The organism is Pseudomonas sp. IT-P2 (assembly GCF_949767575.1).
Classification (GTDB): Bacteria; Pseudomonadota; Gammaproteobacteria; order Pseudomonadales; family Pseudomonadaceae; genus Aquipseudomonas; species Aquipseudomonas pharyngis.
The window spans coordinates 254,317-272,446 of record NZ_CATKQA010000048.1 but is presented as its reverse complement, the minus strand read 5'-3'; the positions used below and the strand labels follow the sequence as shown (position 1 = coordinate 272,446).

Genomic DNA, 18,130 nt, shown 5'->3' with positions numbered 1-18,130 from the left:
TTATTAAATCAAAAGATAAATCAAATAAATCCACCCCTTTTCTTTTGTTCCTTTTTCTATTTTTATTAATTAGTTATAAATTAATAAAAAAAATTAAAGATAAGAACCAATCAAACCCTCTGAAATATCATCACATGACAACCGTAAAAGGTGAGCCAAGGTAAAGCCTAGCTTTTCAAAAAAAGGTTCACTTGAAGAAACACTTCCATATGCCGCACAACAAATATCTACCCGACCTCCATCAGCACCAACGGTATCAGCTAGCCCGCGTTTCATGCCAGCAACGGATGCGGCTGCATAATTTGCTGGCAAACCAAAATGCGCCACCTCAAAATCATCTATAAGAGAGCCCTCATAGACTGCAGAATTCGGTGAGTGGTTAACAACGTTTACTCTAAACTCTCCAGTTTCCGCTAGGTAATGCAATCCAAGCATCGCGTACAAGGTCCTGGCACCTCTAGGCTCCATTGCTTCAAGCACTATGCTTCGCACTCCAGCCAGTTCAGCCCGGTCATTTACACCAGCGAAATCAGACTTATGAGCTCTGAACCATCTACAATCAGAAACATGAGGCTCATCGCACCAAAACCGAAATTTACCCAGTCGCCCAAAACCACCACTAACAATCATTGCTGCCCCCAAAACTTTAACCAATTAGGATTGAAAGACCCAGGCTCAGCAGCGTTAATAGCATTGATAACATCTGGGTGATAAACACTGTATGGTGAAACCTGGTATTTACCAAGTGCCCCTTGGTGCGCAGAACTATAGTCCAAGCCCTTATTCATCATGGTATATTCAGACAACTCATGAATATAGAAGCTCGCATCTGCACCTTCTATTGGTCGCCCTTCAGCTAGCGCTGCCCGCAGCCTATTAACCATCAATTCATTCTCTGGTACAACCCCAAACTTTTCCAAATGGCTCTCTACTATATATAAGCCTCTATCAGAAACATTTACTTTTCGCTCCGTCAGTTTACCAAGGCCTGTTCCGCCATTAACACCTTCGAGGAATGCACCAGTCCCCTTAGCCCCGCTACCCAGTTGCTCAGCTTCAAGTGGCTCGGCCAGATTATCCCCAGTCTTCGGTTTCAGTCCATTTCCCCCCGAAACCAGTACCGAAGACCCGGTCCTCTCCAGATACTTCGCTGCCCCCTTCAACAACGCCATTTCCAGCGCAGCTTTCGCAGCCTCCGTGCCGTAATCACGAAGCGGATTTACATCACCGGGATATGTATCACTGCTGAAGGACGCACTTACTCTGTCGCCCTGCGTGTATTCGTAAGGTGCAAACAGTCGGCCAGTGGCTTCCCAGCCATCCCTGAAGGAAACGGCCCCCCCCAATGCGGACATTGCTGGCAGCGTGCAACCAACCACACTCACACAGGCCGGGCTTAAGGCTACCGCGCCCCCGTAACCGGTTACAGCACCCACAGCGCCAAAGATCGCTTGTCGCGCAGCAATTGAGCGCTGAGCGCTTTCTTCATTACGCCCGAGTGCATCGTTGGCCTGGTCCCACTTTGAGTACTCGTCAAACGCCCCTGATGCGAGCAGAGCGTCTTGCGCCCCCTTGAAGCCTTTGCCGGCGGTTTCTAGATCCTTGAACTCCTGATAATTCGGATCACCCGTTGGTATTGACTCACTGCAATGAACCAACGCACATGCAGCCGCTTTGAGCTCATATGCTTTATCCGGCGACTCTTTCTGCAACTTCTCCAGCGCTACGGTTTCTTTCAGATGGAGCTGACGGTTGTACTGGTCAGCCATCAACGCGACCCAGGCCCCCTTATTGACATCCCCCCCCGCCAATCCAGCGGCGGTCAAACCGACAATTTGAGAAAAGGCCTGGCGTAACTCGGGTTTATTTTCGAAAGTGGAGTTCAGAACGCCAGCCATTGCCTGATTGGCACCCGCCGCAACTGCACCGGTCTTGAAATCGCCCCCAGTGGCACTGGATACAGCGCCGCCAAACAACGCATGCATGGCGGTACGAGCAATACCACCCTCTTTCCACATCGCCATGCCGACCGAATCGCCCGCTTCTTTTGCTTCTTGCCAATGACTCTGGGCGTACCCTCCAACAAAGTTGAACGCTGTAGCGGCTACGACATTACCGGCCTGCGCCACCAGACTCTGTTGCAGATTCTGGCCGAGACTGCCTCCTCCAATAGCCGTCTTGATTGCCCCCGCAGCGAGCCCCTGTGCCCCGGCATGAATTGCGAGACCACCAATGCCCCCGACCGTATTAAGGTCGAAGCCTTTGGTCAGGTTATTGAACGGTACTGTTTTGCCTCCCAGATACGGGTCGATTACCCCTTGAGTAAACGCACCGGTTGCTCCCGCAATTGCGGCATTCCTGAGGCTTTCTTTGCTGAAGGTGTCTTTGGCAACTGCACTTAACTTGCCCTTATTGCTGATCGCACTATTGGCCGCGGTCGTCTCCAACGAAACGAAGGCCAGATTTGCAGCGGTCGCATAAATGGTCCCTTCCGCCGCTCCAACCAGCGCAGCCCCTGCCCCTCCCGTCACTGCCGCCAGCAGGATGGCTAATATCAACTGCGCACCAGCGCCAAGCCCCGAGTGCTCGTATTTGAAACTCTTGTGTATTTCCTCCACGCGATGCCAGTCGATATCGCCCCTGGCTTCCGCCTCCTTCAACCAGCCCAGTTCAGGATCCGTAGCGACCATCGCATCAACGGCTTGGCTGACAGTCTGTTCATTCAGCTTGCGAACATCGATTTTCAAACCATCGACGGCATGGATGGTCAGCTTTCCTTTTGCAACCAAAGCACTTTGGCGCAACGTTTCGTCTGTGTTGCCTTCCCCTTTCATCGAAGTCCAGGCAAGGCTGTCGCTGCTTTTTACATGGCTTTCATCATGGAGATCCTTCACCCCTTCGAAGTAAATCTGCCCACCACTGTCCAGCGTGATGCCCTTGCCACTTTCAAGCTTCGCCACCTGATAGCGCTGATCCCCCTCGCTAACCAGCGTGAGATTGCCCCCGGTCTTGATCTCGCTCCCCACATGAGTGATCTGGGTAACTTCGTCGCGCTTCATTTTCTTGGCGCCGAAACCACCCTTCTCTTTCATGTCGTACAGGGTGTAGTCCTTGTTCTGCGCGGCCAGCAGACTCAGGTCATTACCCGCATACACATAGGCTTCATTGCCCGCGCTGATCTTGCTCGCCACCAACGTGGTATCGCGACCGGAAGTGGTTTTTACGTCGCCGCCCGCGATGAATTCGGCTGCTTTCTGGACGGTGTGGTTGTCTTCTTCGTGGACGCGTTTCTTGCCACTTTTGCTGTTGGTCTCGACATTGTGTTCGTCGCTCGCCGAAGCCATGTTCAAGTCTTGTTTCGCGTCGGCAAGCAGATCGCCTTTGGCTTGTGCCGTACTGGCGAGGACGTTGATGTCACGACCGGCGTCAAGCTTCAGGTTGCCGCCACTTTTCACGCTGGACGCGAGGTTTTCCACGGTTGTGGTGACGGTCGAGCGATGTCCGCCGTTCTCGATTGTGTGGATCTCGTTGACGTTCTGAACCGCCAGTAAGTCGATGTCGCGGGTCGCGCTCAGGTCTGCATCGGCGCCGCTGGTGATCGTGCCGGAGTTGGTCAAGTCACGGCCGGACTTGATGCTCAACGTATCGCGGGCGCTGATGTTGCCGCCGTCATCAAGGGAAGTGCGCAACCCCTGCCCCGGGCTGTAAGTCACGGCGGTCCGGTCGTTGACAATGTCACCCTTGAGGGTGCTCATGCTGACCTGATTACCGCGAATATCACCGGCCAGCGCATTGCGGATGCTGTCGGTGGCCATCAGGCTCAGGCGTTCGGTGGCCTCGACCAGACCACCGCTATAAAGGCTGCCTTTGACGTCTGCCGTGAGGTTATTGGTGGCCCGCAGAGTCCCGACGTTGACCAGGTCGTTGCCGGCGATCATTTCCAGATCACGCCCCTGAATCAGGCTGCCGCCGCGCACGTTGCGCGACTCGGCCTGCGCCAGATACAACACTGGCACCAGTACTTTCTGGCCATCGACGACGCGCTCTTCCATCCAGACGATGTCATGCGTCAGCGCCGCCACCTGCTCGGACGTTAGGGCGACACCCACCGCCAGATTCAGCTCGTTTTTGCTGGCGAGCGCGTTGTCCATCAGGTAACGGAATTGCTCGTAATCGTTGTTCAAGCCACCGGCCAGAAAACGCTGGCCGGTCTGAGCCAAGACGGCATCGCTGATCAAACGCGATTCGTAGCGGCCATCGCCGAGGCGACGGGCAGCCTCATCTGCGCTGAAATTGAGTTTGCCCAGCAGGTAGTCCGAGCTCATGAATGGCGCGGTCTGAGTCAGCTCCGGATTGGTTTCGATCAGGTAGCGGCTCTGCGGATTCGGGCTCTGCACGAACATGCCGTACGGGCCCTTGGGCAGCCTGAACGTCGACGATGCCGTCGGGTCTACGGCGGTAAACGGAACGCCCTTGAAGTCGATGGGTACGAAACTGATTTGCTTCACGCCATCGGCGTCCAGGCGCTCGATCCGCGTCACATCCCTGGCCACCTGAGCGTCCGCTGGGCCGCTGCGTTTACCCAGGTTGATATTGAGAACCCCGACACCCAAGGTCTGATCGCTGTCCAGTTTGCCGGTCAGCTGATCGTAGGTGTTGTCGTGCAGCGTACCGTTCTGAAGGTTGTTGCTCACGTTCAGGCTGACGCTACCCCCGGCCTGCAGGGTTCCCGCATACACCGTACTGCCAGCGTCCTGCCAATGGATCTCGACCATGTCAGGATGTTTGAACCGGCTGTCCATCGTGGTTTCAACCAGTTCCTCGAAACGCGCTTCATCGAAATGTCCCGCAGCGGTGGCTGCGTTGAACGCGGGGACATCAATGAACTCCATCCTGTCCCACAGACTATTGTCGATGTGGCCAGGAGTTCCGATGATCTCTGTCGAGTAGCCGTCACGAGACTTGGCACCTTGGTTGAGCAGATTGTCTGCGGTCAGGCTGAGGTTGCCGTTGGCAGCCATCAGGCTGTAGCGGTTTTCGACATTGCCGCCATGAATCGTCAGGTTTCGACCGGCGACAAAACGCGCAGCGGTCGAATCCTTGAGTACGACATCCCTGTAGGTTCGGTTGATCGTAATCGTGCCGCGCTTCCAACCATCGTGACCGCCACAATGCTGGCCACACACCCAACTGATGTCGCCGGAGTTCAGCCCCTGAGAGATCTCGAAAACCGCTTTGGCGTTTTCCACCGACACCGCATTGATGTCGATATCCCCCTCGCCCTCGACCGTCCCCGACAAGTTGCTGAACAACGCAGCACGACCACCACCCACTGCGTCGACCGTGAGATTGCCCCGGCTGTAGATATCGCCGTAATAGTTGCTCAGGCTGCTGCCATGCAACTTCATCGTGCCGCCGCTGAACAGCAGCGTATCGGCTACGTTGGAGATGCCGTTGGCGGCGTTGAATTCCAGATTGCCCTGGGCGCCCAAGGTGCCTTTGTTGTTGATCTGTGCAGCCGTCACCGTAAGGTTCTGGTTGGCGATCAGCCGACCGAGGTTGTCCAGCGTGCCGCGCAAGGTCATCACGGTATCGCCACCGCTGACGAGTCGACCGTCCTGTTGAATCACGTCGTTGGCGTTGATGGTGAGTTTTTGTTGAGCCGACACTCGACCACTATTGATCAAGCTGCCGCCAAGGGTCAGCGTCAGGTCGCCATCGCTGAGCAGTTGCCCGGCGTTGTTCAGATTGGCGACATTCAGGTTCAGCGCCGAAGCACTGGCGATGCGATCCCCGACATTGAGGTTCAAATCCTGCGAACTGGTGTAAGTCAGCCCACCATTGAGTTGCCAGGTGCCCACACCATTGACCGCCGCAACATCCCAGACGCCTTTGCCCAGACCGGTGAGGCTGCCCTGCGTGCCCGTCAGGTTATTCAGATCCAGGTTGAACAGCCCTTGCGCGGCGTGACGCACGCTGCCGCTGAGGTTGTTGAGCTGGATGCCGGCGAGTTCCAGATCCTGACTGCCGATCTCGATGACGCCGTTCTGGATGTTCAGGTTGCCGGTCAGTTTGATCTGGCTGGACGCTCCGCCCAGTGCGCGAATCTGCCCGCCAGCGCTGTTGTTCAGTTGGCCGCTGATCAGTTTCAGGTCCGTGCCCGACTCGATCAGTCCGCCCTGATTGAGAATCTGACTGACCGCCTCGAGGCCCAGTCGATTGCCGCTGATTTCGCCGCCTGCGTTGTCCAGGGTGGCCCCATCGAAAACGACCTGGTCTTTGCCGAATAGCTTGCCGGCGCGGTTGGTCAGACGTGTCACCGTCAACTTCAAATCGCCCAGCAGGCTGGAGATCAAACCGGCCTTGCCGTTGACTGCGCTGTTGTCGAGGTCGGCGCTGGTGATGTCGAGGGTGTCGGCCTGCAGCGTGCCCCCCTGGTTCTGCAGGTTGCCGGTGCCCAGCGCGAGTTCTGCGTGGCTGCCATTGGCGAGGATCGCGCCCTGCTGGTTCAGCAGTGTGCTACCGACGATTTTCAGACCATCGCTGCCTGCAATGATCTGGCCCGCGTCACGGTTGTCGATGGTCGTACTGGTGATGTCCAGACGCTGGCCGCGCAACGTGCCGCCGCGATTGTCGAGTTCGACCAATTGGTCGAGCAGCACGCGTTGCTCGCCAGCATCGACCACGCCCGTGACGTTTTTGAAGACCCCGGCAATTTTCAGCGCAATGTTGCCGCCCGTGCCGACGATGCCGCCCTTGTCGCTGTTGTTCAGTCGGGTCGCGGTGACTTCGAGGGTTTTACCGAGCAGGACACCGGCACTGTTGTCGACCGTATCGCTTTCGATGTACAGGTCGGCGTCGCTCTGGATCCGGCCCTTTTGATTGAGCAGTTGCGATTGACCGGCGACGGCTTGCTTGAGAATCAAGCGGGCACCGTCAACACCTGCCGCCAGCAGACCGCTGTCGCTGTTATCGAGGCTGGTCGCTTGCAGGTCGAAGCGATCGCCGATCACCCGTCCACCACGGTTGTCGATGTGGCCATTGCGAGCGACCAACAGCAATTGTTGCGCAGCCACCACGCCTTTGCGGTTGTCGACACTGTCGGCGTGAATATCTACATCACCCTGGCTGGCTTGTAGTCGGCCCAAGGCATTGTTCAGGTGCTTGTTGACGACCAGCGTGAGCTTGCCGGTTTCGGCACTGATCGCACCTTTGTCATTGTTGGTGAGATTGTCCAGCGTCGCATCGACAACACCGCCGAGCAGTTGGCCATTGGCGTTGCCCAGATCGCGTGCGGTCAGGTTCAGGGTCGTTTTGCCCTGAATCAAGCCCTGAGTGTTGTCCAGGTCTTCGCTGGACAGCACGCTGTCGTCGGATGAAATCGTGCCTTGGGTGTTGTCGAGCTTGCCGCGACTGGTCAGCTCAAGGGTTTTACCGGTCAGACTGGCATTGCGGTTGTTGATGCTCTGGGTAGCGACGCTCAAGTGTTTCGATGCCTGCACCTTGCCGTCGTGGTTATCGAAATCCTGATCCAGCGTCAGATCAACATTGCCGTTTTCGGCACTGATGACACCCTTGCTGCTGTTGTCCAGCCGAGTGCCGGTGATCCGGATCGAATCGGCGGCCAGCGTGCCGCCCTGATTGAGCAACTCGGTGCCCGAAGCGGATCAAGCCACTGAGGTTGACGATAGCCGGGACGTTGAACGCGAGACTGGTTTCGCCGTAGATCCGTGCGTCAGCCCCTTGGTTGACCAGGCGAGTGGCGCTTAGGGCGACGTCTTTGGCCTGGACGATACCGTTCTGGTTATCGAAAACACCTGCGGCACTCGCGCTCAGCGAGCGACTGGCCAATACACTGCCACGGTTGCTCACCGAGCCGCTGTTGATGGAAACATCGCCATTGCTGTTACGGCTGTTATCCGCATTCACTCCGGCTTCGATCACGCCGGCGTTGGTCAATGTGCCGCCGTTGGTCAGGCGAACGCTGTCCCTGGCGGCAAGGCTTTGCTGGTTGACCAGATCCTTAGCGGTTTGCACGGTCAATTGCGTGCCCGCGTAAACGGTTTGCTGCGCCTCAAGACTGTTGGCCTTGATGTCGACCGCATTGCTGGCCGTGACTTTGGCCAGCGTCAGTTGGCCATTGGCGTCAATCTGGATATCACCGGCGCTGGCCGCCAGTTCGCCTGCCAGTTTCACGCCGACACCGGCCTCGGTCCCGACCAGTTTGATTGCCCCGGCGTACATCCCGCCGAGTGCCGAAGAGTCGATCGCCAGTTGCGGCTTGGCGCTGCCGTCATCGGCACGCGCCGTGGCGCTCAGCGTTTCGGCGTTTACATCGTTGCGACCGGTGGTGATGTTCAGGCGTTTGGCGTGGATCTGCGCGTTGATCTGCGCACTGCGGGTAATGATTTCGAAGCTGTCGACGGCGCTGGCATCCAGACCTTTGCCATCGATGGAAACGCTGCCCTGATCGACCTGGAAACGATCCAGCCGACCCGCGCCATCGAGTAACGGTTTACCGGTGGTGAGGGTGACGCGTGGTGTATTGATGAAGCCGCAACCGTTACAGCTGATGCCGTACGGGTTGGCGACGATCACCCGCGCTGACTGCCCCGCCACTTCGGTATATCCGCGTAACTGGCTCGGACTGCCACCGTTGACTTCGTTGAGGATGGTTTGCGCAGCTGCTGCGCGCAGGTTCGGGTTACCGAGAATGATCCCGCCCATCTGCGTCAGCTGAGTACGACTGGTCGCGTTGTTGAGGATCAGGCCTTGGGCGTCCACGTTGTAATCGTGGAACTGGTTGTGCGACAGCCCTGCGCCGTTGGGCGTGGCAATGTTGATGATCGGCACGCCGTTGCCCGCCCGGTCGAGCGTGGTGCCGGGCGCGCTGACCACAATTCCGTCTGCCTGCGCCCACATCGGTTGCCAGAACATGACGTTGGCCAGCAGGAACGCCAGTCCGCGTTTGGGCATGCCCCAGAAGTGTTCACGGTTTTTTACGGCAGCAGAAGGCTGACTGGCCAGAAAGGCCAGTTGGCGGAACTCCATAGCAGAATCTCGGAAAGGGCAAAAACTAGAGGAAGAAATCCACGCGGAAATAGATCGGCGCTTCGCGCTCGGTCAGCACGTCAGGGCGTTCCAGGGAATGGGCAAAAGTCACACTTGCTGCCACGTGTTCGCCACGCGCAAACAGCTCCAGCGAGTTGCTCGACATGCGCCCGTGTTGCTCGCCGTTGTAACGGTCGCCACGAATCACGCCCTGGTCGTAACCGAGGCTGGTGCCGTATTCGGCGAACACCGGGCGCAGCCATTCGGCGTTGATCGGGCGCGACCAGCGCAGGTCGTTGCGCCAATAGCCGCCGCTGTCGCCTAACAGCGATTGATCCTTGTAGCCACGGATCGAAGACGACCCGCCGAGGCTGGTGCGCTGCGGGCTGAACAGCACGTCTTCGCTGCGCTGGCCGGTCATCAGGCTGCTGAAGCTGAAGGACTCGCCCCACACTTTGAATGGCTGCAGATAGCTCAGGGTCGCGGTGTACTTGCGATAGCGCGCGTCAGGCTCGCCGGGGCCCGGATCGTGGCTGCCCTGAGCGTCGAACGCGCCGATGCCTTCCTGCATGCCGGCATCGAAGTTGACGAAAGCGCTGCCGATCCGCCGCCCGTGGTTGAAGCCGAACTGTGCTTCGCTGATACGGTTGCTGCTCAGCTTGAGCTTGCTGTCTTCGATGAAGTTGTTGGTGCGCAGATACGACAGACCGGCGCTGAGGGAGGTCTTGCTGACCGAGTCGCGATGGATCACCCGCTCGGCGCGCAACTGATGGTTCTCGCTGTCGCCGGTCTGCTTGAAATTGTAGCCGTTGGCAGCGATCTGCGAGCGGTACTCACTCTGGCTGTAGGTGTAGCTGAAGTTCCACCAGCCCCACGGCAGGTTGTAGTTGAGCATGGCGTTGTTGGAGGTGTGCTGGTGATCGGTCATCGCGTCGTGACCACCGCGCAGACTCAACTGGTCAGCCAGACCCAACGGGCTGTCCCAATCGAACGTGGTGCCCCACTGCTGTTCACCGGTGCTGCGCTGGCCGTCGTTGCTACGCGACAGCCCGGCGCGCCATGGTTTCTGCGGGGTGTTGGTGACCAACACCTCACTGCCGCCAACGTTCTTGCCTGGCGACAGCTCCATTTGGGCCTGGTTGGAAGGGAGGCGATTGAGCTGATCGACCATTTGCTCGATCTCGCGCAGGTTCACCAACTCACCGGCCTTGCCGGGAAACGCCATCGACAACTCACGCTCCGAAAGCTTGCTGTTGTCGGCGCCTTTCAAGCCCTCGAGTTTGCCTTCCACCACCAGTACTTTGAGATGTCCACCGGACAGATCCTGCTGTGGCAGGTAAGCACGGCTGGTCACCCAACCCTTCTCGATGTAGTGATCGGTGATGACCTTCAGCACTTCATTCAGCTGAGGCACACCGAGGCACTGGCCGAGGTAGGGTTTGAGCAAACGGCTCTTGTCGCTCTCCGACAGGCTGTCGGCGCCTTTGAGCTCGATGTCGTTGATCTGAAAGCAACGCGTGTCGGTGGGGGCTTCCGGCTGCGCCGGTTTGGCCTCTTTGCCAGGTAGATCCTTGAGTTCTTCGAGCCGTCGCTGCTGCTCGTCGAGCAGACGGTTCTGGCGTTCGCGGATCAGGTCGGTTTCACCGGGGGTGGGTGCTGCAAGTGCGGTTTGGAGCGGAGAAAGGCATAGCAAAGCCAGGCACAACCTCGCCACGAGGGCGGGTGAGGACATGTTCGATCCCTCGAGACGGAAAGCGATATCAGAATAGTGGCACCATGTTAAAGAGCCACTATTCTGACGTCAATTTAAGGATTCACCGAAATAGTGTGGCCGACGAGCGGCATCGGTGAAATCGTCCGACTCCGACTCCGACAGAGATGCAGGATGTTTCGTAGATCAAACAAGGAAAAACGGTCACCAAATCAGAGAACGTTCCGAAAAACGAAACATCCGACAGACCCCGCTTACTTCACCTCAGTGCTCAACCGCCAGTTTCGTCGCCACATCTTCCGGCGCCAGCACCCGACCATCGGCCGACAGCAACTGAAGCTTCCTGATCGGCTGACGCTTTTGCGCATCTACCATCACCGACCCGGGCTCGCCAGGCTCGAACATGAACTCCCCACCCCACTGCGACAACGCAACGATCACGGTTTGCAACGCCCGGCCTTTTTCCGTCAGCACGTACTCCTTGTAGGCGCTGCCGTCGGACGCCGGCACCAGGCGCAGGATGCCCCGCTCCACCAGCCCTTTGAGCCGCATGCTCAACATGTTCTTGGCGATTTCCAGGCTCTTCTCGAAATCGCTGAAACGACTGATGCCCTCCAGCGCGTCGCGGATGATCAGCAACGACCACCAGTCACCGATCAGGTCGAGTGTCCGGGCAACCGGGCAGATGTTGCCCTCCAGGCTTTTGCGTTTCATCCAGCGCTCTCCAGCAAAACGGTCATCAAATCGTGGTTGCATCTTACAACTCTGACGCCCGCAGGCGTCTACGCTGATCGGCTGGCGAAACTTAGCACCTGCGTACAAGTAGACCAGACGCTTAACCGCGATAGTCAGCGATGCCATCCCGGCAACCACACACGCCCCGACATAAGGAGTTTTCATGAGCACCTTCACGACCCAAGACGGCACCGAGATCTATTTCAAGGACTGGGGCAGCGGCAAGCCCGTGCTGTTCAGCCACGGCTGGCCGCTGGATGCCGACATGTGGGAATACCAGATGGAATATCTGAGCAGCCGTGGCTACCGCACCATCGCCTTCGACCGCCGTGGCTTCGGCCGTTCCGAGCAGCCGTGGACCGGCTACGACTACGACACCTTCGCCGATGACATCGCGCAACTGATCGAGCACCTCGACCTGCGTGACGTGACCCTGGTCGGCTTCTCCATGGGCGGCGGCGATGTCAGCCGCTACATCGCGCGTCACGGCAGCGAGCGTGTCGCCGGGCTGGTGTTGCTGGGCGCGGTAACGCCGCTGTTCGGCAAGAAACCGGACTTCGCCGAGGGCGTCGACAAGTCGGTATTCGACGGGATCAAGGCGGGTCTTTTGAAGGATCGCGCGCAGTTCATCGCAGACTTCAACACGCCGTTCTATGGCCTCGATAAAGGTCAGAAAGTTTCGGACGGCGTGCTGACACAAACCCTGAACATCGCCCTGCTGGCCTCGCTCAAAGGCACCGTGGATTGCGTCACTGCGTTCTCGGAAACCGACTTCCGTCCTGACATGGCGAAAATCGATGTGCCGACGCTGGTGATCCATGGTGACGGCGACGTCATCGTGCCGTTCGAAACCACCGGCAAACGCGCCGCCGAGCAAATCAAGGGTGCCGAGCTGAAGGTTTATGCCGGTGCGCCGCACGGGTTTGCCGTGACCCATGCGCAGGCACTGAACGAAGACCTGCTGGCGTTCCTCAATCGTTGAATTCGATGTAAATCAAGCGCCAACTGAAAAGGGCCGTCGACACACCTGTCGACGGCCCTTTTTTTCGTTGTCCCGGATTCCGGTGCCAGGGCGAAGCCCCTTGTTTACGGGGCTTTCAGACCTCTGCATCACGTTTTTATCTTCACATGCCAGCTTAATAATATTTTACCGATAACCACCCCCTCCCTAGTCTGATCCCAAGCACAGAGAACAGGTCGACAGCGACCTGAATCCAACGGCCTCGTGAGAAGGGATCAGAGATGACCACTGAAATAATAAAAACAGACACGCTTGTTGTCGGCGCCGGTCAAGCGGGTGTGGCCATGAGTGAACACCTGAGCAAACTCGGGGTGCCGCACCTCGTTCTGGAGCGCAGCCGCATTGCCGAACGCTGGCGCACCGGGCGCTGGGACTCGCTGGTGGCCAACGGTCCGGCGTGGCACGACCGGTTTCCGGGGATGGAATTCGATGATGTCGATCCGGACGGTTTCGCCCACAAGGAACGCGTCGCCGACTACTTCGAAGCCTATGCGAAAAAATTCAACGCGCCGATCCGCACCGGCGTCGAGGTAAAAAGCGTGGTGCGCAATGTCGGACGTCCTGGCTTCACCGTCGAGACCTCCGAAGGCGTGATCGAAGCCGCCCGCGTCGTCGCTGCAACAGGTCCGTTCCAGCGTCCGGTGATCCCGGCCATTGCGCCAAAAGATGAGCGTCTGCTGCAAATTCACTCGGCCGACTATCGCAACCCGCAACAACTGCCGGCCGGCGCAGTGCTGGTGGTCGGTGCCGGTTCATCGGGCGTGCAGATCGCCGATGAATTGCAGCGCTCGGGCAAGCAGGTTTACCTCTCGGTCGGCGCCCACGATCGCCCTCCCCGCGCTTACCGCAACCGTGATTTCTGCTGGTGGCTAGGCGTGCTCGGCGAGTGGGATCAGGCCGCGATGAAACCCGGCCGCGAGCATGTGACCATCGCCGTCAGCGGCGCCCACGGTGGCCGCACCATCGACTTCCGTGGTCTGGCCCATCGCGGCATGACCTTGGTCGGCGTCACCGAATCGTTCAGCGACGGCGTGGTGACCTTCAAACAGGACCTGCGCGACAACCTCAAACGTGGCGACGAGAACTACCTCGCGCTGCTGGATGCCGCCGACGCCTATATCGAAAGCAACGGCCTCGACCTGCCGCTGGAACCGGAAGCCCGCGAGACGTATCCGGACCCTGAATGCGTAAAAAACCCGCTGACCGATCTCGATCTGGCCGCCGCCGGCATCACCTCGATCATCTGGGCCACCGGGTTTGCCGTGGACTATTCGTGGTTGAAAGTCGCCGCTTTCGACGACAACGGCAAGCCGCAACATCAGCGCGGCGTGTCCAGCGAATCGGGTGTGTATTTCCTCGGTTTGCCGTGGCAGTCGCGGCGCGGGTCGTCGTTCATCTGGGGCGTGTGGCACGACGCCAAACACGTGGCCGATCACATCGCCACCCAACGCAAATACCTGGCCTATCGCGATGCCGAACAACGCGAAGCCGCGCTGCACAACCACGCTGTCGACACCGTCGACGCTTGATTTCCCTCTTCAATCCCGGCGCCCGTCGCGCCGGGTCCGATTTCGTCAGGAGCCTCACATGAGTCAGCCAACCCACACCCGCATTCGCATGTTCAACACCAAGGACACCTACCCGAACCAGACCCTGGACAACGACCTGTGCCAGGCCGTGCGCGCCGGCAACACCGTGTATGTCCGTGGCCAGGTCGGCACCAATTTCGACGGTGAACTGGTCGGCCTCGGCGACCCGCGCGCGCAGACCGAACAGGCGATGCGCAACGTCAAGCAACTGCTCGAAGAGGCCGGCAGCGACCTGAGCCATATCGTCAAGACCACCACCTACCTGATCGACCCGCGCTACCGCGAGCCGGTGTATCAGGAAGTCGGCAAATGGCTGAAGGGTGTGTTCCCGATTTCCACCGGGCTGGTGGTGTCGGCTTTGGGTCAGCCGCAGTGGCTGATGGAGATTGATGTGGTTGCGGTGATTCCCGAGTAATTCGACCTTAGCGAAAGGAGGCCACACATGACATTTTCCATCGCCGCCCGTTGCCCCGAAACCGGTCAGTTCGGCATCGCCATCAGCTCCTCCAGCATCGCCGTCGGCGCCCGCTGCCCTTGGCTGTTGCCGGGGGTCGGCGCGGTGTCGAGCCAGAACATCACCCTGCCGTCCCTCGGCCCGGAAGTGCTTGCCCTGATGGAACAAGGCCTGGCACCCGAGGCTGCACTGGACAAGGTGCTGACCCGCAACGGCTACAGCCAGTACCGGCAGATCACGGCGATCAATCACCTCGGCCAGACCGCACATTTCAGCGGCGCGCAGACCCTCGGCGTGCACAACGCCGTGTCGGGCGAGCAATGCGTGGCGGCGGGCAACATGCTCGCCGGGCGCTCGGTGATCGAAGCCATGGTCAGCGCGTTCGAAGAAGGCGAAGGTCAATTGGCGGATCGCCTGATCAACGCCCTGCACGCCGCCCAGGCCTTGGGCGGTGAAGCAGGCCCGGTGCATTCGGCAGCCGTGGTCGTGGTCGGTGAACTGACCTGGCCCATCGTCAACCTGCGGGTGGACTGGGCCGATGAGGACCCGATCGGCCAATTGCAAAAACTGTGGGACGCCTATCGTCCGCAGCTTCAGGACTACATCGACCGCGCCCTCGATCCGGCCAAGGCGCCGGGTTATGGAGTTGCCGGAGACGACCGATGAGCGACAGCGTCGCGTTGCTCAAGACGCTGGTGGGGTTCGACACCACCAGCCGCGAGTCCAACCTGCAATTGATCGAGTTCGTGCGCAACTACCTCGAAGGTTTCGATGTGCCGTGCGAGCTGATCTACGACGATGAGCGCAGCAAAGCCAACCTGTTCGCCACGATCGGCCCGGCCGATCAACCGGGCATCGTGCTGTCGGGGCACACCGATGTAGTGCCCGTCGATGGCCAGCCGTGGACGATGCCGCCGTTCGAACTCAGCGAGCGCGACGGCAAGCTTTACGGTCGCGGCACCGCGGACATGAAGGGCTACATCGCCTGTGTGCTGGCGCTGGTGCCGTCGTTGATCGAAGCACCGTTGCGCCTGCCGGTGCACTTTGCCCTGTCGTACGACGAAGAAGTCGGCTGCCTCGGTGTGCGCTCGCTGCTCAAGGTGCTGGAGCAACGTCCGGTCAAACCGCTGCTGTGCATCATCGGCGAGCCGACCGAGCTCAAACCGGTGCTCGGGCACAAGGGCAAACTGGCCATACGTTGCGATGTCCAGGGGCACGCCTGTCATTCGGCCTATGCGCCGCTCGGAGTGAACGCCATCGAATGCGCCGCCGAGCTGATCGGCGAGCTGGGACGCATCGGCCGGCAACTCAAGGATGAACACCTCGATCCGCGTTTCGACCCGCCTTATTCCACGGTGCAAACCGGCGTGATCAGCGGTGGCAAGGCGTTGAACATCGTCCCCGCCGATTGCCGTTTCGACTTCGAAATCCGTGCCCTGCCCTCGCAGGATCCGGCGTTGGTCGCGCAGCAACTCAAGGCCTACGCCGAGCAGCAAATGCTGCCGCGAATGCGAGCCGTCAGCGAGCAGAGCGATATCCGTTTCAGCGAATTGTCGGCCTATCCGGGGCTCGCAACCGATGCCAGAAGTAAGGCTGCGGAACTGATCGCCACGTTCTGTGGCTCGGACGATTTCGGCACCGTGGCCTTTGGCACCGAAGGCGGATTGTTCGACGCGGTGGGGATTCCCACGGTGGTGTGCGGCCCCGGCAGCATGGATCAGGGCCACAAGCCGGACGAGTTCGTCAGCCTCGACCAACTCGAGGCCTGCGATGAGATGCTGCAACGGATGCTGGTTTCGATTCGCCTCTGAAAAAACCGGTCTGGCTGCGGGTTGAAGTTCGCAGCCGAGCCGCAGGCTCACCGACAGACAGCTGCTCCGATGGAGGTCAGCTGCGTTGTCGTTCACCGGGCTGAAATACCCGGGACAGAGCGTTTTCAGCTGACCGGAGAGCCTCGTTTTTTTAACGCCTGAAGCAACAAAACTACTAATTTATCTCTGCCCTTTCCTTGCCCATGATCACCCCAACAAGAAATGCGCCGTCCGTGCCGGCGCTCATTGAAGTACGTCCACGTACTCGTCCTTGCCTTGGAGTTCGTCATGACCACCTCTGCATCAACGTCTGCACCGCTCATTGAAAAACACACGATCGGCTACGTGCCACCCGAAGATCGCCACGGAAAGGTTCGGGATCTGTTCACCCTCTGGTTCGGCGGCAACATCGCGCCGCTGCCCATCGTCACCGGCGCTCTCGGCGTGCAACTGTTTCACCTGAATCTGGTGTGGGGCATCGTCGCCATTCTGGTCGGCCATCTGGTCGGCGGTGTGCTGATGGCGCTGCACTCGGCGCAAGGCCCGCAGATGGGCATCCCGCAGATGATCCAGAGCCGTGCGCAGTTCGGCTCCCTCGGCGCGCTGCTGGTGGTGTTGATTGCCGGCGTCATGTACATCGGCTTCTTCGCCTCCAACATCGTGCTGGCCGGCAAGTCCCTGCATGGCGTGGTCGACAGCGTTCCAGTGCCCGTCGGCATCGTTATCGGTGCGCTGGGTTCGGGGATCATCGGGATCATCGGTTACCGCTTCATCCACGTGCTCAACCGCATCGGCACCTGGGTGCTGGGGATCGGCATCGTGATCGGTTTCGGCTACATCCTCACCCACATCCAGACCGATGATTTTCTCACGCGCGGCAGCTTCAACCTCTCGGGCTGGCTGGCAACGGTGTCGCTGGCGGCGTTGTGGCAGATCGCGTTTGCGCCTTACGTGTCGGACTACTCGCGTTACTTGCCGGCGAACGTGCCGGTGGCGGCGACCTTCTGGACGACTTATCTGGGTTCGGCGCTGGGCTCGAGCCTGTCGTTCGTGTTCGGCGCCGTCGCCGTGCTGGCAACCCCGGTGGGCATGGACACCATGGACGCGGTGAAACTCGCCACCGGCGCCATCGGCCCGCTGATGCTGGTGCTGTTTCTGCTCAGCGTCATCAGCCACAACGCCCTCAACCTGTACGGCGCGGTGCTGTCGCTGATCACCCTGGTGCAGACCTTCGCCTACCGCTGGATCCCGACCGCCAAGAGCCGCGCAGTGATTTCGATCATCGTCCTGCTGGCTTGCTGCTTCGCTGCGGTCGGCGCCTCGGCGGACTTCATCGGCCACTTCGTCGACATGGTGCTGGTGCTGCTGGTCGTGCTGGTGCCGTGGACGGCGATCAACCTGATCGACTTCTACGCCATCCACAAAGGCCAGTACGACATCGGCTCGATCTTCCAGGTCGATGGCGGCATTTACGGCCGTTACAACCCGCAGGCCCTGCTGGCCTATGCGATCGGCATTGCGGTGCAGATTCCATTCATGAACACGCCGCTGTACGTCGGGCCGGTGTCGGCGCACATCAACGGCGCGGACCTGTCGTGGCTGGTTGGCCTTCTGGTGACCTCGCCGCTGTATTTCTGGCTGGCGACCCGTGACAGTGCTTATCGTCGGCGGCTGACCTCCGGGAAACTGGCGGGCAGTCTGTAAGCCACTCGTTCTGCGCTGACACACGAAGGCCCTCGCAAATGAGGGCCTTTTTTG

General features: G+C 59.3%; 11 protein-coding genes. 6 read left to right on the top strand and 5 right to left on the bottom strand.

Features of this window, described 5'->3' with window-relative positions; genetic code table 11:
* Positions 1-93 precede the first annotated feature (93 nt).
* From ACM6JM_RS28710 to ACM6JM_RS28690, 5 genes are all read right to left on the bottom strand, one after another.
* Positions 94-444: a hypothetical protein gene (locus ACM6JM_RS28710; RefSeq protein ID WP_134333930.1), complete on the bottom strand. Its 351-nt coding sequence runs from the start codon at positions 442-444 to the stop codon at positions 94-96.
* Between the two features lie 182 nt (positions 445-626).
* Positions 627-7,649: a DUF637 domain-containing protein gene (locus tag ACM6JM_RS28705; protein WP_414882870.1), complete on the bottom strand. Its 7,023-nt coding sequence runs from the start codon at positions 7,647-7,649 to the stop codon at positions 627-629.
* Entirely contained in the window at positions 7,543-9,051 is a 1,509-nt protein-coding gene (locus tag ACM6JM_RS28700; RefSeq protein WP_414882869.1) for a filamentous hemagglutinin N-terminal domain-containing protein, read from the bottom strand. Before ACM6JM_RS28700 ends, ACM6JM_RS28705 begins: the two co-directional genes overlap by 107 nt.
* A 25-nt stretch (positions 9,052-9,076) precedes the next feature.
* Positions 9,077-10,783 (bottom strand): ShlB/FhaC/HecB family hemolysin secretion/activation protein, encoded by a 1,707-nt coding sequence (locus ACM6JM_RS28695; RefSeq protein ID WP_414882868.1) that lies wholly within the window; start codon positions 10,781-10,783, stop codon positions 9,077-9,079.
* Positions 10,784-11,026: 243 nt separating this feature from the next.
* On the bottom strand, positions 11,027-11,476 hold the full coding sequence (locus ACM6JM_RS28690) for a winged helix-turn-helix transcriptional regulator (RefSeq protein WP_039766933.1): 450 nt from the start codon (positions 11,474-11,476) through the stop codon (positions 11,027-11,029).
* A 184-nt stretch (positions 11,477-11,660) separates the two neighbouring features.
* Between ACM6JM_RS28690 and ACM6JM_RS28685 the strand changes: the two genes are divergently transcribed.
* The 6 genes from ACM6JM_RS28685 to ACM6JM_RS28660 all read left to right on the top strand — a co-directional run bounded on the left by ACM6JM_RS28685 (position 11,661) and on the right by ACM6JM_RS28660 (position 18,076).
* A complete protein-coding gene (locus ACM6JM_RS28685; RefSeq protein WP_064597308.1) occupies positions 11,661-12,479 on the top strand; it encodes an alpha/beta fold hydrolase in 819 nt (272 codons plus the stop codon).
* Positions 12,480-12,739: 260 nt separating this feature from the next.
* The gene (locus ACM6JM_RS28680; RefSeq protein WP_414882867.1) at positions 12,740-14,047 is read left to right on the top strand and encodes a flavin-containing monooxygenase; all 1,308 of its coding nucleotides are present in this window, start codon (positions 12,740-12,742) and stop codon (positions 14,045-14,047) included.
* Positions 14,048-14,105: 58 nt separating this feature from the next.
* The gene (locus ACM6JM_RS28675; protein ID WP_007950460.1) at positions 14,106-14,522 is read left to right on the top strand and encodes a RidA family protein; all 417 of its coding nucleotides are present in this window, start codon (positions 14,106-14,108) and stop codon (positions 14,520-14,522) included.
* A 27-nt stretch (positions 14,523-14,549) separates the two neighbouring features.
* A complete protein-coding gene (locus ACM6JM_RS28670; protein WP_074688650.1) occupies positions 14,550-15,227 on the top strand; it encodes a DUF1028 domain-containing protein in 678 nt (225 codons plus the stop codon).
* A complete protein-coding gene (gene argE, locus ACM6JM_RS28665; RefSeq protein ID WP_210709858.1) occupies positions 15,224-16,372 on the top strand; it encodes an acetylornithine deacetylase in 1,149 nt (382 codons plus the stop codon). The genes ACM6JM_RS28670 and argE overlap by 4 nt, the downstream gene beginning before the upstream one ends.
* 288 nt (positions 16,373-16,660) lie before the next feature.
* Positions 16,661-18,076 (top strand): purine-cytosine permease family protein, encoded by a 1,416-nt coding sequence (locus tag ACM6JM_RS28660; protein WP_074688654.1) that lies wholly within the window; start codon positions 16,661-16,663, stop codon positions 18,074-18,076.
* Positions 18,077-18,130 lie beyond the last annotated feature (54 nt).